At 55.4% G+C, this 20,886-nt stretch carries 17 protein-coding genes and 1 riboswitch; of the genes, 3 read left to right on the top strand and 14 right to left on the bottom strand.

Going from position 1 to position 20,886, the window contains the following annotated elements:
- Positions 1 to 37 precede the first annotated feature (37 nt).
- Genes PAE68_RS06760 through pelF form a run of 4 tightly spaced genes read right to left on the bottom strand, consistent with a single transcriptional unit; the run spans position 38 to position 5,014 of the window.
- Positions 38 to 1,651: a hypothetical protein gene (locus PAE68_RS06760; RefSeq protein ID WP_281885337.1), complete on the bottom strand. Its 1,614-nt coding sequence runs from the start codon at positions 1,649 to 1,651 to the stop codon at positions 38 to 40.
- Positions 1,648 to 2,925, bottom strand: a complete 1,278-nt coding sequence (locus tag PAE68_RS06755; RefSeq protein WP_281885335.1) for a hypothetical protein — start codon at positions 2,923 to 2,925, stop codon at positions 1,648 to 1,650. Before PAE68_RS06755 ends, PAE68_RS06760 begins: the two co-directional genes overlap by 4 nt.
- Entirely contained in the window at positions 2,922 to 3,266 is a 345-nt protein-coding gene (locus tag PAE68_RS06750; protein WP_281885333.1) for a coiled-coil domain-containing protein, read from the bottom strand. The genes PAE68_RS06755 and PAE68_RS06750 overlap by 4 nt, the downstream gene beginning before the upstream one ends.
- A gap of 14 nt (positions 3,267 to 3,280) precedes the next feature.
- On the bottom strand, positions 3,281 to 5,014 hold the full coding sequence (gene pelF, locus PAE68_RS06745) for a GT4 family glycosyltransferase PelF (RefSeq protein WP_281885331.1): 1,734 nt from the start codon (positions 5,012 to 5,014) through the stop codon (positions 3,281 to 3,283).
- 74 nt (positions 5,015 to 5,088) lie between these two features.
- Positions 5,089 to 5,171: riboswitch (cyclic di-GMP riboswitch) on the bottom strand.
- A 240-nt stretch (positions 5,172 to 5,411) separates the two neighbouring features.
- On the opposite strand from pelF, the gene PAE68_RS06740 reads away from it, so the two are divergent.
- Positions 5,412 to 5,765 (top strand): hypothetical protein, encoded by a 354-nt coding sequence (locus tag PAE68_RS06740; RefSeq protein ID WP_281885329.1) that lies wholly within the window; start codon positions 5,412 to 5,414, stop codon positions 5,763 to 5,765.
- Between the two features lie 943 nt (positions 5,766 to 6,708).
- On the opposite strand, the gene glnA is transcribed toward PAE68_RS06740, so the two are convergent.
- The 6 genes from glnA to PAE68_RS06710 all read right to left on the bottom strand — a co-directional run bounded on the left by glnA (position 6,709) and on the right by PAE68_RS06710 (position 14,119).
- A complete protein-coding gene (gene glnA / locus PAE68_RS06735) occupies positions 6,709 to 8,133 on the bottom strand; it encodes a type I glutamate--ammonia ligase (protein WP_281885327.1) in 1,425 nt (474 codons plus the stop codon).
- 377 nt (positions 8,134 to 8,510) lie between these two features.
- Complete coding sequence (locus tag PAE68_RS06730) at positions 8,511 to 9,470, bottom strand: 4-hydroxy-3-methylbut-2-enyl diphosphate reductase (protein ID WP_281890940.1); 960 nt, start codon at positions 9,468 to 9,470, stop codon at positions 8,511 to 8,513.
- A 37-nt stretch (positions 9,471 to 9,507) separates the two neighbouring features.
- The gene (locus PAE68_RS06725) at positions 9,508 to 11,055 is read right to left on the bottom strand and encodes a sensor histidine kinase (protein ID WP_281885325.1); all 1,548 of its coding nucleotides are present in this window, start codon (positions 11,053 to 11,055) and stop codon (positions 9,508 to 9,510) included.
- A gap of 1 nt (position 11,056) precedes the next feature.
- On the bottom strand, positions 11,057 to 11,749 hold the full coding sequence (locus PAE68_RS06720) for a response regulator transcription factor (protein ID WP_281885323.1): 693 nt from the start codon (positions 11,747 to 11,749) through the stop codon (positions 11,057 to 11,059).
- A gap of 108 nt (positions 11,750 to 11,857) precedes the next feature.
- A complete protein-coding gene (locus tag PAE68_RS06715) occupies positions 11,858 to 13,483 on the bottom strand; it encodes a S1C family serine protease (RefSeq protein ID WP_281885321.1) in 1,626 nt (541 codons plus the stop codon).
- Between the two features lie 222 nt (positions 13,484 to 13,705).
- On the bottom strand, positions 13,706 to 14,119 hold the full coding sequence (locus PAE68_RS06710; protein ID WP_281885319.1) for a YugN family protein: 414 nt from the start codon (positions 14,117 to 14,119) through the stop codon (positions 13,706 to 13,708).
- 346 nt (positions 14,120 to 14,465) lie between these two features.
- Between PAE68_RS06710 and PAE68_RS06705 the strand changes: the two genes are divergently transcribed.
- Entirely contained in the window at positions 14,466 to 15,761 is a 1,296-nt protein-coding gene (locus PAE68_RS06705; protein ID WP_281885317.1) for an ammonium transporter, read from the top strand.
- A 157-nt stretch (positions 15,762 to 15,918) separates the two neighbouring features.
- Here the strand turns inward: PAE68_RS06705 and PAE68_RS06700 are convergent, their stop codons facing one another.
- Positions 15,919 to 16,260 carry a hypothetical protein gene (locus tag PAE68_RS06700; protein WP_281885315.1) on the bottom strand — a complete coding sequence of 114 codons (342 nt, stop codon included), beginning with the start codon at positions 16,258 to 16,260 and terminating at the stop codon, positions 15,919 to 15,921.
- Positions 16,261 to 16,552: 292 nt separating this feature from the next.
- Here PAE68_RS06700 and PAE68_RS06695 point away from each other — a divergent pair, with 292 nt between their 5' ends.
- On the top strand, positions 16,553 to 17,326 hold the full coding sequence (locus tag PAE68_RS06695) for a CPBP family glutamic-type intramembrane protease (protein WP_281885312.1): 774 nt from the start codon (positions 16,553 to 16,555) through the stop codon (positions 17,324 to 17,326).
- 205 nt (positions 17,327 to 17,531) lie between these two features.
- Here PAE68_RS06695 and PAE68_RS06690 read toward each other — a convergent pair whose 3' ends face one another.
- The 3 genes from PAE68_RS06690 to thrS form a co-directional block, all read right to left on the bottom strand.
- On the bottom strand, positions 17,532 to 17,678 hold the full coding sequence (locus PAE68_RS06690; protein ID WP_281885310.1) for a hypothetical protein: 147 nt from the start codon (positions 17,676 to 17,678) through the stop codon (positions 17,532 to 17,534).
- A gap of 59 nt (positions 17,679 to 17,737) precedes the next feature.
- A complete protein-coding gene (locus PAE68_RS06685; RefSeq protein WP_281885308.1) occupies positions 17,738 to 18,418 on the bottom strand; it encodes a 3D domain-containing protein in 681 nt (226 codons plus the stop codon).
- A 279-nt stretch (positions 18,419 to 18,697) separates the two neighbouring features.
- Positions 18,698 to 20,635, bottom strand: a complete 1,938-nt coding sequence (gene thrS, locus PAE68_RS06680; RefSeq protein WP_281885306.1) for a threonine--tRNA ligase — start codon at positions 20,633 to 20,635, stop codon at positions 18,698 to 18,700.
- Positions 20,636 to 20,886 lie beyond the last annotated feature (251 nt).

The raw sequence follows: 20,886 nt of genomic DNA, 5'->3' as shown, positions 1-20,886 counted from the left end.
GAACCGATCCGTTCAGGTCAGGTCTGCCAGCGCCCGACTAAGATGCCGCGTACAAGTAATAGTCAAGCTTCTTGATCAGCTTCATCAGATTAATCGTAGACAGCACCGCGACGACGAGCGAGCCAGCAAGCAAGCCGAAGATCGCATAATGGTAATCGACCCAGCGACTAAGCAGGAAGCCGACAACGAAATTGACGATCAGTCCGATGATAAGCGCTTTGTTAATTTTCGTAGGCTGTGATAAGGAGAACAGGATGACGGCGTTCAGCAGGAACACTGACAGCACCGCGTACGCCACTAGCGCCCACACGAGGACGAACTGAGTTACCTCGCTCGCCAGGAAGCCTTGAGCATTTTCCAGGAAATAATTGTTACTTGCATAATGGAAGAGCCAGAATACGAGAATCGCGCTGCCGATTGCTGTCACGACCTGTAGCAGTTGGGTGCGAATGTATCGCCGTAGGAAAAACCGGTTCATCTTCTCCGCCTCGTCCGCCATATACTTCTTCTGCTCGGCCTCGAGCTTGCGCATGAACCAGGAGATGTTGACCTCGCTGATGCCTAGCGGAATCATGAGCATGAGGAGAGCAAAGTCCATCCCGACCTCGTATTCGCCGCGAAACCAGATGACGTACGGCATATAGGTATTGTTCGTGGACCATGCGACGATCCGATCGATATAGATGAAGGTGAAGTATAAGAAGCCGTAGAAGAAATAGTGCATCGCCGAGTAAATCGTAATCGACACTCGAGGCATTACCGAGACTGTCGTCGGTCCCGCCTTCTTCTCCGCTTGTCGGAACAGTCTCATAATGAGCAGCATGCAGAGCAGCGATACGATCGTCAGTGCGACCAGCTGCGAGAAGATGATGTCGATGCCGAGTATTTTATAGAGAACATAGACAAGAAATATGCCGAGCACGATAATGCCTGTGAAGTACAATTCCTTCTTGAGAATGTACATAACCGTTACCGTAATCCAGATGCCCGTGAGCAGTATAAAATAGGCGAGTATGTGAAAGAGCATGCGGTAAGGAAACAACGTAAAGAGCATATCGACTGCCAAAATCAGAACAGCCATCACTAAACATAGAACGAAGCCGACTTTAATGAAGAAGAACGTCGTTCGGCTGGCTAGCATGTAATGACCCTGCAGGATGTAGAAGAAGCCGCGACGTGCAATCGCCTGGGTGAAGCCGCCCACCGTCATGAAGCTTAGAATGGTGCCGATCGCTATACTCGTCGCAAGCTCGACAGACAAGTTCTCGAACGACCAGAGGGAGAACTTCAGCGTTAGCATGGAGATGACGGAGATCGCCATCGGCAGTGCGAATATCGTTCCGCGTAGAAAAGCACGCAACAGCTCATACAGCTTCTGCCGCCACGACAGCTCCTCCGCCTTGGAGAATGAGCTGTACTGGATGTTGTCCCGGATCGAATCCCAGATGGCGTCCGCGAGCCCGAATACGTCCTGTACGCCGAAGGTGTCAGCCGCTCTGCGGTCACTCCAGCCAATCGATTCGAGAATGGCTGCTACCTCGTAGCGGTCCTGGGGCTGGAGGTGCCGCTCCAGCACCTCCTGGACCAACCCGCGGAACGCCCCGTTCTCATACAGAGAAGCGCTGGCGTTAATCGGTACAACGTTGCTCATGTCTCATCGTCCTCGAATCCGGGCAGTATCATATGCACGATCAAGTCGGCAAGCTTACCATCGGCCTCAGCTATAGCCAGAATCGGCTCGGTGATGACCTCGTACTTCCGAATGATCAGCTTCCCCCGGCTATCGAGAAGATCTTGGCCCGCCCGGTTGCCGACGATATATTGCTTCTTAATGAAGCTCGCCTCCTGCGTCAGCTGAGCGCTCGACGAAGCTGGGTCTTGAGCTGCTGGACCTGCATCAGCCGTTCCATAAGCGGCCGAAGCTCCCTGCGCTGACTTACTGATGCCCGCATCTACAGCCGAGCTATGCGCAGGGTCTGGTGCTGCCGTCTCCTCTGCTACTGCTGCCGTCTCCTTCTTCGCCTCCGAATCGCCTCCGTACAAATATTTGTCAAGGTTATCCCAAAAATCCGCCCGCGGATCATGAGCTGTCTCCACCGCTGTTGCCGCAATCCGCACCTCAGCCTCAGCCTCAGTCTCCATCGTGTCTGCGGAGTGCGCCTCTTCAGTCGCGGACACCTCGGGCTCCGTCTCGTCTTCTCCGAACTCCGCCTCTACTGCCGCAGGCTCCGTCTCGGCTACACCAGACTCCGCCTCCACTACCGCAGGCTCCGTCTCGTCTTCGGACGACTCCGCCTCCACTACGGCCACAGGCTCCGTCTCGTCTTCACCAGACTCCGCCTCTACTACTGCTGCGGGCTCCGCCTCGTCTTCACCAGACTCCGCCTCCACTACGGCCGCTGGCTCCGTCTCGTCTTCACCAGACTCCGCCTCCACTACCGCTGGCTCCGTCTCGTCTTCACCAGACTCCGCCTCTACTGCCGCAGGCTCCGTCTCGGCTCCCAGCTCCGACGCCGACGCATCCTGCTCGACGTCGCCAATAGCCTCGTCCAGTTGATCCAACAATACCTCGATCGTGATACGAAACGTATCAATCTCTATATCAAGCTCCGCCGCAGCAGCAAGCTGCTCCGTTCTGCGCCTTGCCGCCTCCGTCTTCAGCCGATTGGCCTCTTCCTCGCGCTCATTATTCAACAGCAGCAGCGCATCCTTCGTCTTGCGCAGCACCAGCTGCTTATACGCTTCGTCCGTCACCAGCTGGCTGCTGCGCACCTCCGCTTCCATAAGCGCCTGCTGCAGGGACTCATTCTCAAGCCTCAACACTTCGATCCTCTGCTTAATAGCAAAGTACGCCTCCCACAGACGTCTTGCATCATCCAGCTGCACAGTCTCAACAAGAGAATCATTGATCTGTATCTCCATCATCCGATTCCCCCCTGTTCCACATTCGCGACCTGCGCCTTCATTGTGCGAATCGTCTGCGACAAGCTTCTCTTTAGCTTGTGCAGCTGTTCCCTCTTCCGTTCCAGCTGTAGCTCCATCTCCTGTTCCTTCTTCTTAAGGCTCTCGATCAGCTCGAACAGCTTCTTCGTATTGTCCATATGAGACATTAGAATGATGGACGATATTTCCTTCTCTACCAATGACAGATCCGTTCCTTGCTGATTCATCTCCTGCAGCCTGCGCTTGAGTTGTTCATTGTCATGAAGCAGTGTGGACAGCTCTGTCTCGGCTTCATCGATCAGCTTGCGGTACAGCATATCCAAGTACATCTTCCTCCCTACGATACAATCTTGAACCCATACAGCTCAGCAAGCATTCGCATACGCTCAAGCTCCATACGTGCTGCGTCCGGCCGTCCCATATGGGACAAGCACTCGGAAATTTCGGCTAGCAGTGCAGGTGTTGATGCCGCTCCCGGCAGCATTTGTACCGCAGCCCGGAACTGCGTGACGGCCTCGGGATAATAGCCTTGGCTTTTCAACGTGTAGCCCTGCTGAACATAGATTCGCTGTCGGTCCACCACATGCACCGAAGCCGCGCTCTCGCGCATCGCCATGTCCGATTGAACCGATAGCTGGATGTAGCTCTTCATATGCTGCTCCAGCACTTTATCCAAGGTCAGGAAGCTCATCGCCCGAGCTCTCGCCGCCTTGCCGAGCGTACGCCGCAGCTCCGCGTCCTGCAGCAAGAGAGCTGTCTGCTCAGCCAGCGCCTCCGCATCTCGAGGCGTCACGATGTAGCCCGTATCTCCGAGCGCCTCGCTGATCCCTCCGACATTCGTCGCGACGACAGGTCTTGCCGTCATCATTGCCTCAACTACGGCGTAAGGGAACGCCTCCGAAATACTCGACAGCACGACGACGTCCCCGCTCCGGTAAGCGCCCGCCATATCTTGAGTATGACCTGCGAAGATCACCGTAGCCTCCAGACCAAGCTGATCTCTGAGCTTCACGCATTCCTCGTAATAATCAGGTACTGCGACGCTGCCGTGGATGACATATTTCACATTCGGAATACGCTGCTTCACCAGCATGGCAGATCGGATCAGCGTGAGAATGTCCTTATTCGGATCGATCCGCGCAACAGTCACAACAGTCGGATGAGCGTTGCCGGGACTTGGCGAAGGCAGGAAAATTTTATCATCCACCCCATTGTAGATGACCTTGATCTTGTCCGCTTCTACCCCAAGTCGAGTCTCCCAACGTGTGTTGTACTGACAAACGGGTGATACTTGGTCCGCATAGGCGTAATTCAAGGTGACGATAGACGAGATGAGTCGAACGAGGAACGTGTTCAGGAACGAGGACAGTCCCCGCTTCGCAAGTGACAAGTACTGCTCACGTAAATAGACGCCGTGCTCGGTTAACAATATCGGCGTCCCGTGCTCCAGCTTCGCAAGCACGCATGGAATGCCGCAGAACGCAGCAGCCGAGGAATGCGAGACATGAGCCTTCGGAACAGGATTGTTCAATAGGTTGAAAAAGCGGAAGATCCACCCGAGGCTCTGGATCATGCCGTACAGGTCTGGTGCAGGAAGCGATGGGGCGGACATCACGATCCGCTTGTATACATCCCAGGTCAACTCAGACTTGAACGACTCCTTGTACTCATACTCCTGGAAGTAACGGTACAGTGCATGCATCACCTGAGCAAGCTCTTGGGGGTTGCGGTCGAGTCCAATCAGTTCCTCCACGAGAGTCGTAAATAGTGGAATGAACTGTTCTTGAATGACCTTGGGCGTTGTTCGTTTCTTGGCGAGGTATACTTGGGAGAACGGAATGTCCAGGTGCTCGCACGGCTCCTCAGTTCCCCATAGCGGCATCGACTTCAGCAGCGCATGCTTAGGAATCTTGAACTTGGGCAACACGTAAGGATCAGTAATGACACTGTACAGCACATAATCAATGTTCGAGAGCTTCCTCACAAGTATGTCGCACCAGGTACTGACGCCGCCTTGATAGAACGGGTAAGTCCCTTCTGTAGACAGCATGACGGTCAGCTTCTGCCCCATCCGACGCACCCCCTCGCATAATCACTGATTCATGTCCTTCATCTGCTTAGGCATAAAAAATAGCCATCGTATGCTGCTTGATGGCCGGTTGCACTACTAGCTCCCCTTACCCCAAGTGCCCACATATAGAGTAAGAATCATCGCTGCCTATTTATTTCGTCCGATACAATATGTATCTCATTTTATGTCACTTTTGTCAATACAGACAGAAGAAAATGTTCGTTTAATCAAAAAAAATTTAACGCGGATTGATTGATTATATGCTGTTGTGAGGCTATATTTGTGCAGCCTCAGGACGAGGTGGCTATGTCTCCATAGATTGATACACTGAGTATCATTTTCTGTTGACTGTTCACGCCAATCCTCTAAAATATAGAGAGGATCACGTAGCATTGGAATGGTTATAGTCACCGTATCTGTCTTACTAATCGTCTGCAGCATGTCCTTAGGCTCCGGTACCCCCTCGGCGATGGCTGCGTCTTGGCGTGTTGCATTTACCGATATACATTTGGAAAAGGCGGTCAAGGCACAGCTTCAGCTAGGGGAAGCTAACTCGGTTACAGCTGCCGACATGAGCCGGTTGACTGAGCTTCATGCTGCTGATGCCGCGATTACGAGTCTCGAGGGGCTGCAGCATGCCGTTGACATACTGCCGGCTGGAGCCACGTACATTCGCGTACATGGTCTGCCGGAGGCAAGTCTGTACTTCTATGCGCTATGGCGTGCGGAGGGGCTGGCGGCGGAGAGTTAGCCCACGCGTTGGGCACGTTGTGGGAAGCAGCGGGGCGCGGTGAGCCGTCAGAGGCTGGAGCGTACAGGCGTGGGGAGCAGGCGCCGCGCTTTAGCGTACGCTTCGGGCGCTATCCGCGCGCCATGACCGCGCCGAGCGCAGGCGCCGCGCTTTAGCGTACGCTTCGGGCGCTATCCGCGCGCCATGACCGCGCCCGGCGCTGGCGCCGCGTTTTAGCGTACGCTTCGTACGCTATCCGCGAGCGCCATAACCGCGCCCGGCGCTGGCGCCGCCCTTTAGCGCACGCTTCGTGCGCGATCCGCGCGCGCCATGACCGCGCCGAGCGCTGGCGCCGCCCTTTAGCGCACGCTTCGTGCGCTATCCGCGCGCGCCATGACCGTGCCTGGCGCAGGCGCTGCGTTTTAGCGTACGCTTCGGGCGCTATCCGCACGCGCCATGACCGCGCCGAGCGCAGGCGCCGCGCTTTAGCGCACGCTTCGTGCGCTATCCGCGCGCGCCATGACCGTGCCTGGCGCAGGCGCTGCGTTTTAGCGTACGCTTCAGGCGCTATCCGCGCGCGCCATAACCGCGCCGAGCGCAGGCGCCGCGCTTTAGCGCACGCTTCGGGCGCTATCCGCGCGCGCCATGACCGCGCCGAGCGCAGGCGCCGCCCTTTAGCGTACGCTTCGGGCGCTATCCGCGCGCGCCATAACCGCGCCGAGCGCAGGCGCCGCGCTTTAGCGCACGCTTCGGGCGCTATCCGCGCGCGCCATGACCGCGCCGAGCGCAGGCGCCGCCCTTTAGCGTACGCTTCGGGCGCTATCCGCGAGCGCCATAGCCGCGCCTGCCCATGCCCCGTGCATTAGCGTACGCCCCCCACCTCCTTCTCCGCACGCACAAAAAAGAGCGTACACCTTGAATGCTCAAAGTGTACGCTCTGTATTTATCATATAAGTGCTGAGTCTTACAGATCGAAGTACAGGGAGAACTCGTGCGGATGAATGCGGATCGATACAGCTTTCGCCTCGTCACGCTTCAGTGCAACGTAGTTGTCGATGAAGTCCTTCGTGAATACGCCGCCCTCTGTCAGGAACTCATAGTCAGCCTCAAGCGCGTTGAGAGCTTCGTCGAGTGTGCCAGGTACGCTGCGGATTTCCTTCTTCTCAGCATCGGACAGCTCGTAGATGTTCTTGTCGAAAGGTCCGTAGCCAAGCTCACGAGGATCGATCTTCTTCTTGATACCGTCAAGACCTGCAAGCAGCATCGCTGCGAATGCAAGGTAAGGGTTAGCTGTGCTGTCCGGTGTACGGAACTCGATACGGCAGCCCTTCGGCGTAACAGCAGCAACTGGAATACGAACTGCTGCGGAACGGTTACCCTTGGAGAATACCAGGTTAACTGGTGCTTCGTAGCCAGGAACCAGACGCTTGAAGGAGTTCGTGCTCGGGTTCGTCAACGCGATCAGAGCTGGAGCATGGTACAGGATACCACCGATGTAGTGGATCGCCATTTCGCTCAGGTTTGCGTAGCCGTTTTTGTCATAGAACAAAGGCTCGTCGCCGTTGAAGATGGACTGGTGAACGTGCATACCGCTACCGTTGTCACCAAACAGCGGCTTCGGCATGAATGTAGCCACCTTGCCGTACTGGCGAGCTGTGTTCTGAACGATGTACTTGTATTTCATCAGGTTGTCGGCTGTCTTCGTCAGCGTGTCGAAGCGGAAGTTGATCTCGCCTTGACCTGCAGTCGCTACTTCGTGGTGATGGCGCTCGATGCGAAGACCAGCTTCCATCAGCAGACGGCACATTTCCGAACGGATGTCCTGCTGTGTATCCGTTGGAGCTACTGGCACATAGCCGCCCTTGTGGCCGACCTTGAAGCCCAGGTTGCCGCCCTCTTCCTTACGGTTCGAGTTCCAGTGAGCTTCTTCGGAATCTACGAAGTAAGTGGAGCTGTTTTGCTTGCTCTCGAAGCGAACTTCGTCGAAGATGAAAAACTCGGACTCAGGCGCGAAGAATGCTGCCGTACCAACGCCTGCCTTCTGCAAGTACTCTTCAGCCTTCTGAGCAATACCGCGCGGGTCACGCTCATAACGAGCGCCGTCCGGCGTGTGGATGGAACACATTACGATCAGCGTCGGATGCGCTGTGAAAGGGTCCACGTATACGGACTCTGTATCTGGAAGCATAACCATATCGGACTCTTCGATTCCGCGGAAGCCTACGATGGAAGAGCCGTCGAATGCTACGCCGTTCTCGAACGTTGCTTCTTCTACTTCTACTGCTGGCAAAGAAATATGGTGTGCACGGCCGTTCAGATCAACAAAACGGAAATCTACCCACTCGATACCTTTTTCTTGAATAAGGTTCAATACATTTTGAACTGACATGGACTCGGTTACCTCCTAAATTCCGAACATTATCGGCTGTTTAAACGAAGATTGTTCAAGTTTTCCCTTGAATATGTGGTTATTATAAAACTATTCGGCATTAATCGTCAATACTTATGTAAGGTATTTTTTATGCATGTGTAAGGTATGCTCACACCTTTTTGGGTTAAGTTCACATTTTCGACATAAAACGAGCTTGACGCTCTGCAATTCGTGCAAAAGCGCCAAGCTCTAGCTCCAACATTCCTATATTTTCCACAAAACCAAGCTTTACACGAAAATGAGCGATACACCGAACGTTCGGATTCTGATGAAAACGGTCTCACTTAGCGCACATTACCCCTGCTCCGCGGCCGCCGGCCCGCACCAGACTCACGCTACCCCTGCTCCGCGCCCGCCTTCGTCCTCACGGTCGGAATGAGACGGTCCATGTTCACCGTTCGGCGAATCTCCCACGTCGACGGATCGTTCTCGTCGTATTGCTCAAGATACGAGATCACTTCCTTCGTGATCGGCGTCGGCGTCGAGGCGCCGCTCGTAACGGCCACGCGCCGCACTGACTCAAGCCACTCCCGCTTCAGCTCGGACAAGTCCGAGATCCGATGCGCCTTCACGCCCGCGATCTCCTCCGACACCTGCGCCAGCCGGTTCGAGTTGTTGCTGCGCGGATCGCCGACGACGATGACAAGATCGGCTCCCTTCGCCTGCTCGGCCACCGCCTCCTGGCGCACCTGTGTCGCAAGGCAGATCTCGTTGTGGATCTCCGCCTGCGGGAACTTCTCGAGCAGACGGTTCATGATGTGCTTGATGTCCCACTGGGACATCGTCGTCTGGTTCGTGATGACGATGCGCTCGCTCGTGAGCGTCAGTCCGTCGATCTCCTCCAGCTTCTCGATCAGATGGACATGGTCCGGCGCGACGCCGACAGCGCCTTCGGGCTCGGGGTGGCCTTTTTTGCCAATATAGATAATATGGTAGCCTTCACTCGTCTTCTCACGAATGAGGTCATGCGTCTTCGTCACATCCGGGCACGTTGCGTCGACGATCGACAGTCCGCGCTCGCGGGCACGCTTACGCACCTCGGGCGATACGCCATGCGCGGTGAAGATGACCGTCCCCTTATCGATCTTCTCCAGAATCTCGAGTCGGTTCGGGCCATCCAGCGTAATGACGCCCTCCTTCTCGAAGAACTCGGTCACGTGCGCGTTGTGCACAATCATACCGAGAATGTAGATCGGCCTTGGCAGGTTGAAATTTTTCGCAGTTTGCATCGCCAGCGCCATCGCATCGACGACGCCGTAGCAGTAGCCTCTCGGCGATATTTTGATCACGTCCATAGGTACACCGTCCTTCCCGGCAAAGTTCATTCCCTCATTATACCCGATCTCCTTCTGTGAGGGAATGGCTCGCATGCTCTGCGTCCGCCTCTAGCACCCTCGACTCGACAATCGGGAACCACAGCGTGAAGGTCGAGCCCTCGTCCTTAGCCGTATTCACCTCAATCGAGCCCCCATGCTCATCGATAATCCACCTCGCGATCGACAAACCGAGTCCGGTACCAGACTTCATCCCCCTCGACACATCCGCCCGATAGAAGCGGTCGAAGATGTGCGGCACCTCCTGCTCATCCATCCCGATGCCACTATCCTCGATACGGATACCAATCTGACCGCCATGGCGCAGCGCATCGAGCTTCACGTAGCCGTGCTCCGTGTACTTGAACGCATTCTCGATGAAAATAAACAGAAGCTGCTGCATATAGTCCCGATTGCCGATGATCCGCACACCTGCAGCGGCGGACAGATCACCAACGATCCATTCCACCGTACGCGGCAGCATGTGCGCCTTGCGCGCGGCGTCCTCCAAGAGCGGCCTCAGCTCGAGCTCCGCCTTCGCCATCTGGAACCCGGCATCGGCGCGAGCCAGCGCGAGCAGATCGTTCACAAGACGCGACATCCGCTCCGCCTCACCGGAAATGTCCCGCATCGCCTCCAGACTGAGCTCGACCGAGGACATACCCGAATCTGGCGCCGATGAACGCTGCAGCGTCTGGTTCCACACCTTCTCCAGCAGCTCCACATTGCCGCGAATCGTCGTCAGCGGCGTCCGCAGCTCATGCGAGGCGTCGGATACGAACCGACGCTGGGCGCTGTACGCCTCCTCCAGCTCGGTGTAGGTGTGCTGCAGCCGGCTTAACATACCGTTGATCGTATCGGTCAGCACGCCGATCTCGTCGGGCGGACCGTCATATTCGATGCGGCGCTGCAGGTCGGTTCCTTTCTCAATCCGATTCGTCGCCTCCACCAGCCGCTCGATCGGACGAAGCGCCTTGCGCGCTAAGAACCAACCGACCGATGCCGCCAGCACGATGATCAGCAGCATCGTAATCGTCAGTACGAGCCGGAGAATGACGAATACACGCTCGTAATTGCCGACGAAATACGCCGCCTGCAGCATGCCGATCGGCTCATCGGACGAGCCGAACAGCGACGAGGCGAACAGCGGTGTATAATGAATAAGGAAATCATTGCCATCTACCTTGACCTTCTGAAACGCACAAGACCCCCTCAGCACGCACGCAACCTTGGCCGGTGACACACCCGGAAGCTCCAAATCCGCTTCAATGAGATCATTCGAGCGGAATTTGCGCCCATCCTGCAGGTTAACGACCTGAAGCTGCAGCTTGCCGCTGCGAATCGAATTGCGCCCCTCCAGCTCGAAGTTGAAGCTGAAGCCCTGCGACGATACGGTCGGCAACGCGCGAATGCGGGGGAGCACGTACTCCGCCTCGCTCTTCAGCTCTGACTTCAGACTGCTGTACATGATGTAGTTCATGAAGAAATAGAAGCCGATCGCCAGCACAAGCAGGGTAGCGGTCAATATCCCTGTGTACCACAGCGTCAGGCGCATGCGGATCGACATGTCACCCTTCTCCTCTCAGCACGTAGCCCGCGCCGCGGACGGTCTGAATGATACGCTTGTGACCGTGCTCCTCGGTCTTCTGCCGGAGCAGCGCCACGTACACCTCGAGCACGTTCGATTCGCCGCTATAGTCGTAGCCCCATACTTTTTCCATAATAATGTCTCTCGACAGCACGCGCCGCGGATTCTGCATGAACAGATGCAAGAGGTCGAACTCCTTCGTCGTCAGCTCCACCAGACGACCGCCGCGGAACACCTCCCGCGTATCGAGATCGAGCGACAGGTCCAGATACGTCAGCTTGTTCGTCTGCACCTCCGGCTTGTCCGGCGACTTGCGCCGCAGCAGCACGCGCACCCGAGCGAGCAGCTCCTCCAGCGCGAACGGCTTGACGAGGTAGTCGTCGGCACCGAGATCGAGCCCCTTCACCCGGTCGCTCACCTCATCCTTCGCCGTTAGCATGAGCACCGGCACCTCAAGACCCGCCTCGCGGATGCGGCGCACGACCTCCCAGCCGTCCAGCTGCGGCATCATCACATCGAGAATGACCGCATGCGGCTCATTCTCCGTAATCGACTTCAGTCCTTCGACGCCGTGATTCGCCGTGAACACCGTATATCCCTCGAACGCCAGGCTGCGCCGCAGCATGGACGTAATTTTCTCATCATCATCGATCACCACGATCTTCTCGCGCATCGCAAGTCACCTTCCCTCTCCAGCCATCTCTTCCTCTATTGTACCGAACATGTCGGGTGAAAAAAAGAAGCAGGGCGCTCTGCTGCCCCGCTTCATGACTCGAAGTTGCTACTCCGCGTTGCGATTGCCAATCGTGACTTCAATCGACTGCTTCTGACCGTCGCGCATAATGCCGACCGTCACCTTATCACCGACCTTCAGCTTCTTGATCGCTTCGCTGATCTCCGTCGACGTCTTCACCTTCGTGCCGTTCACCTCGACGATGACGTCATAAGGACGAATACCTGCGCTGAACGCCGGGCTCTTACGCTCGACCTGAGCGACGATTGCACCGTCGGTGCTGTCCAGCTTCAGCTCACTCAGCCATTCCTTATCGATATTCTGCATGGAGATGCCGATGTACGGCAGTGGCTCCTTCGGAATCTTGATGTTGTTCTTCAGATTATCCAGCACCGCCGAGATCGTGCTCGTCGGAATGGCGAAGCCGATGCCCTGTGCTGTCGCGCTGACCGCCGTATTGATGCCGATAACCTCGCCGTTCAAGTTCAAGAGCGGTCCGCCCGAGTTACCTGGGTTAATCGAAGCATCCGTCTGCAGCAGATGCTTGTAGTTACGTGTGCCGTTCGCATCCGGAATGCTGATCGGACGCTCCTTCGCACTGAGCACGCCGACGGTTACCGTATGGTCGAAGCCGTACGGGTTGCCGATCGCGACGACCCAGTCCCCAACATTCAGATCATCCGCATTGCCGAGCGGCAGCATCGGGAAGTCTTTGCCATTCTCTGGTGTGATCTTCAGCGCCGCGAGGTCGAGGTCGTAGCTGTTGCCGAGCAACTCAGCCTTGAACGGCTTCTCGAAGCCCTGTACGTACACCCAGATCTCATCCGCACCCTCGATCACGTGCTCATTCGTCAGAATGTAGCCGGACTTCTCGAAGATGAAGCCCGTTCCCATCCCGCCCGGCTGCAGCTGTCCAGAGTCATTGTTGCTCGGCGGCGTCATGCCGAAGTCATCGCCGAAGAACTGTCGGAAGAACGGGTCGTTGAACAGCGAGCTGCCGCTGCGGCTCGTACTCTTCGCCTTCACCTTCGTCTCGATCTTCACGACAGCAGGACTTGACTGCTCGACGATGCCGGAGATGTTGTTCGGACGCTCCATGTCGAACGCAGTCTGACGAACTCCCGCATTGCCCGAGCCTCCGAGAGCCGACTGAGCGGTCGCACTTGCTGGGCTGGAGCCGTTCATGACGCCTTCCGCGCCGGTGAACAGGTTCATCTTATCCGAGGCGAACATGAGCGATCCGACCACGATTACACCCGCCATGAACGAGGCGAAAATCGAGCGGAAGCTGCTGCCGCGCTTCGGTGCCGGATTGAACTGCCATTGACCGGCTTGAGCCGACGGCTCGGCTGAATTCGTCTGCAGCGGTCGCACCGGCTTCGGCGGCGTCACTTCGACCGAGGACGTGCCACTAGCACCCGTCACCGTCGTATCCCCTGCGCTCGGCGTATATGGACCGTAGCCGAAGTAGTGCGAGGATCGGCCGGCAGGCTGACCGTCGCGCTCGCTCGAGCTGGACGCCGGCTGCTGCGCGGCCGAATCATCCGACTGTCGTGCATCCCCATCGCGCGCGCTTGAGCTGCGGAAGAAATCGTCGAACGGATTGTACGCACCGTTCTTATTATCGTTAGAGCCGCCATTGCTATGGTTATTGTTATTGTTGTTGAAGTCCATCTACATTCCCTCCACTTCGATCAAGTTTCGTTTTCGTTTGCTGCTATGCTACTTATATTGAAGGATGAACCTTAACTGAACATTAAAAGAAGGTAAAGCGAAGCTAAAAGTATATTTTTTCGTGCATAGGCGACAAAAGCCAGCGGATACATGTCGACTCCACTGGCTTCCCTTCATTACATATTAATAAGTAGTCGTACGTGAATGCACACTCCAGTATCTCTACTGAAGCCAGGTGCTCTCCACCCTGTGCAGCAGCTCCTTCGCTTCCTTCACCCACTTGTCTTCAACCGGAGCATCACTATCGAGAGGTGATGAGAATTGGTCGAGGAGCGCTCCATACGTTCGAATCTGCGCCTCGCTGTCCAAGCCTTCATTATATATATGCTTCAGCACGAACGGAGAGCCGAATTGCACGATCGCCCCTGTCTCCGGTGTATCACCGTCGAGCACCCCGTGTGTCACCTCGAACGGCAGCCTCAGCCACACCTTATGCGCCTCATCGAGGTACCGATCGAAGCTGCCATGCTCGTAATCCCAGTTCCCTCCGAGCGCGAACTCCATCCCATGCAAATATTCTCGTACAGCGTCAAAGGCCTCCTCGCGGCCTGTAATTGTAGATTGCAGCGGTATCATCGCGGATCTCTCCTCCTACGATCGGCTAGGCTTATGCGCAAGACCGTCGATGTATTGAGTTTATTGGTTTTGTATGATGCAGTAATAGGATGGACATGTTTAGGTAAAATTATGCTGGAATACGACGCAGAGCGTCTAAATACACCGAATGCGCAGAATATTAGTGAGAGTTATACAAGTGAGCACACCATTTGCACCTGACAATGCATGTTAAGTTAATTAATAGTTCTCAGCTATTAAACTGGTGTTAATTATTCTTACGTTTGTCGTTGACATACTTGTCAGGCGCCATCTATAATTGGAAAGCGAAAACGCTTAATCCTAATCAAAACGAGGAGTGACATGTATGGATTTGACCGCGCTGCAGAGCGGTTTGGATACGATCTGGGTCGTGCTGACGGCAGCCATGATTTTGCTGATGGAGGGCGGCTTCGCCTTGCTGGAGGCCGGGTTCGTCAGACAGAAGAACGCTGTCAGCATCATTATGAAGGTATTCGTGGACATCGCCTTCGGAGCCCTAATCTTCTTCTTCTTCGGCTTCGGACTCATGTACGGGAAAGACTTCGCAGGAATGATCGGCACATCCGGCTTCTTCATGCAAGGGGATCTGTCACACATCGACTTAACGATCAGTCACGACACGTACTGGCTGTTCCAATGCGCCTTCGTCATCGCCGTCATCTCGATCGTATCGGGTGCGGTGGCCGAGCGCATTAACTTCCACGCCTACATATTGTTCACCGTCGCAATGACCGGCTTCATCTATCCGATCGCTGGACACTGGGTATGGAGCGTAGGCGGCTGGCTCGGCGGCCTCGGCATGATCGACTTCGCAGGCTCCGCTACGATCCACGCGCTTGGCGGCTTCGCTGCGCTGGCAGCTGCGATGATCATCGGACCGCGGATCGGCAAGTTCACGGACAAGGGCGTCGCGAACATCGTGCCGCCGTCCAATCTGCCACTCGCCTCTGTTGGCGCATTCATCCTATGGTTCGGCTGGTTCGGCTTCAACTCGGGCAGTACGCTCAGCGCGACGAACGGCGCCATCGGCCATATCGCCGTGACGACGATGCTCGCCGCAGCGTCGGGCTGTGCGACTTGTATCTTGTTCACCATGTTCCGCTACCGCAAATCCGACCCGCCGATGGTCATCAACGGTTCTCTTGCCGGCCTCGTCGGCATCACCGCAGGCTGCGCGTTCGTCAGCAGCGCTGCCGCGATCTTGATCGGCGCCGTCTGCGGCATCGCGATGGTATTCGCGACCGAATACCTCGAATCCCGCCGCATCGACGATCCGGTCGGCGCATTCGCCGTACACGGCGTCAGCGGCAGCATCGGCACACTCGCTGTCGGCCTGTTCGCCCAGCCGGAGCTGATCGGCGAGCTCGGACAAGGCTACACCGGACTATTCTACGGCGGCGGCTTCCAGCTGCTCGGCGTGCAGGCGCTCGGACTTGCTGTCATTATCGTCTGGGGCTTCGGCACGACATGGCTCGCGTTCAAGCTGATCGGGCGCTTCATCCCGACACGCGTCAGCCGCGACGAGGAGCTCGTCGGTCTCGACGTCGGCATCCACGGCGTTCCGGCGTACAGCCAGGAGCACGATTTCATCGAGCTCGGGCAGCTGACGAGGGAGAAGTAATCGAGTAAACACGAATAGGCTGGCGGCTAGTGTGAGGGAATGAACTCTCATACTGGCCGCCAGTTTTTTTCTACAAATAGTCAAACAAAAAAACTTCCGCCAGCTGGCGAAAGTTCGTGAAGCACGGCCTCCAATTCGATAAGCCATGCATATTAATTTAGTTCATCTGCTTCTCCAGCTCATCACTCACGACGACAAGATCGCTCGGCTTGCTGTCGTTCATAATGGTGCGAGCCTGCTCAATTTCAAGACGCAGCTGACGAATTTGCTCCATCGGCTTCTTCACATAGTGAATGTACTCAACCGCCAGATGGTGGTCCGGCTTTCTTCCAGCAAACATCCGTCTGAAAGCTGACATCGACTGGTAGCTTCTTTCTTCTAGAGCCCGTTTTTTCTCGTAGCGCTGCACAACCTGCTCAATTTCTGTAATTTGAGCCTCTTTGTGAGTAATGAAGGCTTCCAAGAATGGATACACATCAGCCGCTTTGCGTTGATTCATCGTCACCGAGCTCCTTGCCAAGAGGGCATTTATCATGAAATATCACCTGTCCTGTTGTGTTAGCAATTGTAACAATACATCTATTGTACACGAAAACAGGCGCTTTGAAAACAATAAATTGTGTGTGAACGGCTTGATGTGAAGAAAGCTGCGATCCTTGGGCACTTGGAGCTATTTGTACCATTTTCAAATCGTTGATACAGCTCGAATCTATCTTATATGGTATTATTGGAATTTACAGGATATAATTTGAGCAGATCGATATGCAATCCACACCTGATCGGAGGCGAATATGTTTAACTTCAATCTATGGCTGATACTGACCGTGCTCTGCTTACCTGGCATATGGCTGATGAGCGTTCATACGACGAACGTCATGAACTCTGATGCGAGCAACTCACTCTCAAGAACGACACTTTTGACGATTACGTTTGTTCAAACGTTGTTGATTACCAGCGCTAGTGCAGCCAGCGGCGCATATTTCACCCCGAAGGTGGGTCTTATGGATGAATTCCTGCTTGCGCTTAGCAATGGCCATTGGCTTCCTGAGCAATTATACCTGCAGCTAGGAATAGGTATTGCTGCGGGACTCCCGTGCGGGCTCGTGTGGGTTGCCGTGTATTACGGCTATGTGCGGAAGCGTCTCGATCCGGCTACCGTCCGCATCTCCGAGAGCCAGCGGCTACAGATGGGCTTGTGGACAAGAGTAGCCTCGGGTGGGATGACTGAGGAGATTATTTTCCGATGGGGCTTCCTAAGTCTGACCATGTGGGCACTCAGCTTCGTCACCGATTCTATAACTACAGCGTTCTGGTTCGGTCTGTTCATTACGGGCGTTTTGTTTGGCCTTGCCCATATTCCAGGGAATGTGGAGACAGGAGCTACAGCATCACCGCTTCTTATCGCTACCTCTGTACTCGGGAATCTGTGGGTAACCTTATTTTGCGGATACGGCCTACTGAAATTCGGGCTCCTCACAGCGATCACCATACACGCCTTGTTCCATGTCATCTGGTACCCGTTCGAACGAAGAGTTCAGAGCAGAGCCGCTGCCACCCCAACTTAACCTGCTCCTCTAACCTGAAATAACAGGTTCCAAGATTGTCGGAAAGTGTTAAGGCAAGCCTCGAATTTGGCGAAGCCAAATTGAGGGCCTACATTGGTACTTCATCCCCTGAAGGTGCCTCATAAGCGGCATTGTTGTCTTATAACAAAAGAGCTTAGCACTCTCCAAGGAGGCTAAGCTCTTTTTCACCTGCTTATGACTTCAATTACTGTTGGTTTTGGTTGTTTTGATTGTTTTGATTGTTTTGGTTCTGGTTGTTCTGCGCGTTTTTCGCGTTGTTCATCGCAGCAACCTCTTCAGAAAACTCTGTGTTCACTTGCTGGTTTTGGTTTTTGTTCTTGTTTTTCGCCATTTGTTCTCACCTCCCGACCCTTATAGTATGAGCAGGCAGGTCTGATTTTATGTCCGAATTTATAAAAGAAGCTCTTCCTTCAGCTTCCGCCAGATCGTCTCGTTCAGCTTACCGTCTCCTTCCTTTACGACGAAGACGTTAAGCGTTTTTTTGCCCCATTCCGTGTACACCTGATCCTTCGTCTCAAAGTACAAGTCGATGCGATTGCCCTTAATCGCCCCGCCGGTATCCGCCACTACGCCGTAGCCATAGCCCGGAATATACAGTACCGTCCCAAGCGGGAATACATGCGGATCGGCCGCGATCGTGGACAGCGCATAGAAGTCTCTCATAACGCGCACACCGGAATACGTCAGACCATACTGAGGATGTCCCGGGTTCTTCCCTGTGGACTCCCGACCTGCATAGTAGCCCGTCGCGGTTACCTCTACAGCCTTGAGCTTCGTCAGATCTTGGTTCTGATGTGGAAAAAGCTTATAGCCGCGCCGCGCCGAGCTACCCTGCGTCACGGCTGTGACGATGGACTTGCCTTCCGTCTTCGTCGCGCCCGTCACGCCCCTGTCCGTCATAGCGCCGCCTGGTCCGCTCGCATGTACAACAGCTGATGAGGCGGACGACTTCGGCAGCTCACTGCCGGAAGCGAGGTGTGGCTTCTGATCATCTCCAAACCATATCAACACGGACAGCACAAATAGGATTGAGCCAATCCATCTGGCATGGCTTGCGGTTTTTGTTAGCATGATATTCGTTTAAACCTCCCCTTACTATTAAAGAATCTCCAGCGTGGGGAGGAATTATTCGAATGGTGGATTACTGGAAATGGCAAGTGAATGGGAGCTATGTTGAAAATAAAAAAAGAGCTATCCCGCAGACGATCTGCGAGCATAGCTCCTAACGATACATAGCATGCGCTTGATGGTAGCACACTGACCTGCTCAGACTGACACGAACTGACTCGCTAACGCGAGTTTAACGCGGTCTGCCACGGTCTGACGCGGTCTGACACGGTTTAACCCAATTTACACTCGCTTCAAGCGAATGTCCTCTTCAATCATGCCGATAACCTGCTCCAGACTCTGCGCCCCGAGGTCGCCTTCGCCGCGCTTACGCACCGACGCTGCCCCAGCTTGCTGCTCATTCTCGCCGACTACGAGCATGTACGGAATTTTCTCCAGCTGCGCTTCACGAATCTTGTAGCCGAGCTTCTCGTTACGCAGATCCGCCTCGACGCGAACGCCTGCCAGCTGCAGCTTCTCCGTGACGTGCTTCGCGTACTCCTCGAACGCGCCGGATACGGGCAGCACCTTCGCCTGTACAGGGCTCAGCCAAGTCGGCAGCGCGCCTGCGAAGTTCTCAAGCAGGAACGCGGTCATGCGCTCCATCGTCGAGATGATGCCGCGGTGAATAACGACCGGACGGTGCTTCTGTCCATCTGCGCCAACGTACTCAAGCTGGAATCGCTCTGGCAGCAGGAAGTCGAGCTGTGCGGTCGACAGCGTCTCTTCCTTCTTCAGTGCCGTCTTGATCTGCACGTCGAGCTTCGGACCGTAGAACGCGGCTTCGCCCTCTGCCTCGAAGTACGGCAGGCCGAGCTCCTCGACGACCTCGCGCAGCATGCGCTGCGACATTTCCCACATCTCGTCGTTCTGGAAATATTTCTCCGTATCCTTCGGATCGCGGTACGACAAGCGGAAGCGGTAATCCTTGATGCCGAAGTCCTCGTACACGTGACGAATCAGGTTTACAACGCGCGCGAATTCTTCCTTGATCTGATCCGGACGACAGAAGATGTGCGCATCATTCAGCGTCATCGCGCGTACGCGATGCAGACCCGTCAGTGCACCAGACATCTCGTAGCGGTGCATCGTGCCGAGCTCGGCTATCCGAACCGGCAGATCGCGGTAGCTGCGCATGTCCGACTTGTACACCATCATATGGTGCGGACAGTTCATCGGACGGAGCACGAGCTCCTCATTATCGAGCGCCATCTTCGGGAACATATCCTCGCTGTAATGCTCCCAGTGGCCGCTGATCTTGTACAGCTCCACGTTCGCAAGCACTGGCGTATATACGTGCTGGTAGCCTAGACGCTCCTCGAGATCGACGATGTAGCGCTCCATCGTACGACGAATCTTAGCCCCGTTCGGCAGCCAGAGCGGCAGACCTTGTCCCACCTCATTGCTGAACGTGAATACTTTCAGCTCCTTGCCGAGCTTGCGGTGGTCGCGCTTCTTCGCTTCCTCGAGCAGGTGCAGATGCTCGTCGAGCTCCGCCTTCTTCGGGAACGCCGTGCCGTAGATGCGCTGCAGCATCTTGTTCTTCGAGTCGCCGCGCCAGTAAGCGCCAGCTACGCTGAGCAGCTTGAACGCCTTGATGCGTCCTGTCGACGGCAGGTGCGGTCCGCGGCACAGGTCGAAGAATTCACCTTGATCGTACAGCGTAATGACCGAATCCTCAGGCAGATCGCGAATAAGCTCCAGCTTAAGCGGATCCTCCAGCTCGGTGAAGATCGCAAGAGCCTCCTCGCGGCTCACGACACGACGGGAGATCGGGAGATTCTCCTGTACGATGCGCTCCATTTCTTTCTCAATCTTGACCAGATCCTCGGGTGTAATGGAAGTCTCTAGGTCGATATCGTAATAGAAGCCGTCCTCGATGACCGGTCCGATGCCGAGCTTCACCGCCTTATCGCCGTATATACGCTTGATCGCCTGCGCCATCAGATGCGCCGTGCTGTGACGGTACACCTCGAGCCCTTCCTCGTTGTCGAGCGTCACGATCGATAAGGAGCAGTCCTCACCCAGCGGTGTCGACAGGTCCACGACCTTGCCGTTCACCTTGCCGACGACTGCATTCTTCCTCAAGCCGCTGCTGATTGACCCTGCAACCGCCTCAATGGTCATACCTTGCTCATACTCCCGCACAGCTCCGTCCGGGAACGTTACCTTCACTGCCATGATTCACTCATCCTCCATCTGTTGTATATGCACAAAAAAAGCGCAGCTCTCCCGAAAGGGACGAGTGCGCTTGGCTCGTGGTTCCACCCTAGTTCAATCCGCGCTTGCGCTTACGGATCCTCCAGCATTCGTTAACGGGAATGACGCGGCGGCGTTTACTGGACGGGAAGCTTCGTGTCGTTCCACACCGCGGCTACAAAGGGGTAAATCAAGGTCGATAATCCGAAGAGGCTTACAGCCGAGGGCCTCTC

Origin of the sequence: Paenibacillus sp. YYML68 (assembly GCF_027923405.1) — a bacterium.
Taxonomy (GTDB): Bacteria; Bacillota; Bacilli; order Paenibacillales; family NBRC-103111; genus Paenibacillus_G.
This window is presented reverse-complemented; position numbering and strand designations above follow the sequence as displayed.

What these genes read in the sequence shown, in the direction of transcription:
- PAE68_RS06755 (WP_281885335.1), bottom strand. Translation starts at nt 2,925, where the DNA reads ATGATGGAGATACAGATCAATGATTCTCTTGTTGAGACTGTGCAGCTG.
- PAE68_RS06725 (WP_281885325.1), bottom strand. Translation starts at nt 11,055, where the DNA reads ATGTCGATCCGCATGCGCCTGACGCTGTGGTACACAGGGATATTGACC.
- glnA (WP_281885327.1), bottom strand. Translation starts at nt 8,133, where the DNA reads ATGTCAGTTCAAAATGTATTGAACCTTATTCAAGAAAAAGGTATCGAG.
- PAE68_RS06685 (WP_281885308.1), bottom strand. Translation starts at nt 18,418, where the DNA reads ATGCTAACAAAAACCGCAAGCCATGCCAGATGGATTGGCTCAATCCTA.
- PAE68_RS06730 (WP_281890940.1), bottom strand. Translation starts at nt 9,470, where the DNA reads ATGGACGTGATCAAAATATCGCCGAGAGGCTACTGCTACGGCGTCGTC.
- pelF (WP_281885331.1), bottom strand. Translation starts at nt 5,014, where the DNA reads ATGGGGCAGAAGCTGACCGTCATGCTGTCTACAGAAGGGACTTACCCG.
- PAE68_RS06690 (WP_281885310.1), bottom strand. Translation starts at nt 17,678, where the DNA reads ATGGCGAAAAACAAGAACAAAAACCAAAACCAGCAAGTGAACACAGAG.
- PAE68_RS06760 (WP_281885337.1), bottom strand. Translation starts at nt 1,651, where the DNA reads ATGAGCAACGTTGTACCGATTAACGCCAGCGCTTCTCTGTATGAGAAC.
- PAE68_RS06715 (WP_281885321.1), bottom strand. Translation starts at nt 13,483, where the DNA reads ATGGACTTCAACAACAATAACAATAACCATAGCAATGGCGGCTCTAAC.
- PAE68_RS06710 (WP_281885319.1), bottom strand. Translation starts at nt 14,119, where the DNA reads ATGATACCGCTGCAATCTACAATTACAGGCCGCGAGGAGGCCTTTGAC.
- PAE68_RS06700 (WP_281885315.1), bottom strand. Translation starts at nt 16,260, where the DNA reads ATGAATCAACGCAAAGCGGCTGATGTGTATCCATTCTTGGAAGCCTTC.
- PAE68_RS06740 (WP_281885329.1), top strand. Translation starts at nt 5,412, where the DNA reads ATGGTTATAGTCACCGTATCTGTCTTACTAATCGTCTGCAGCATGTCC.
- PAE68_RS06695 (WP_281885312.1), top strand. Translation starts at nt 16,553, where the DNA reads ATGTTTAACTTCAATCTATGGCTGATACTGACCGTGCTCTGCTTACCT.
- PAE68_RS06705 (WP_281885317.1), top strand. Translation starts at nt 14,466, where the DNA reads ATGGATTTGACCGCGCTGCAGAGCGGTTTGGATACGATCTGGGTCGTG.
- PAE68_RS06720 (WP_281885323.1), bottom strand. Translation starts at nt 11,749, where the DNA reads ATGCGCGAGAAGATCGTGGTGATCGATGATGATGAGAAAATTACGTCC.
- thrS (WP_281885306.1), bottom strand. Translation starts at nt 20,635, where the DNA reads ATGGCAGTGAAGGTAACGTTCCCGGACGGAGCTGTGCGGGAGTATGAG.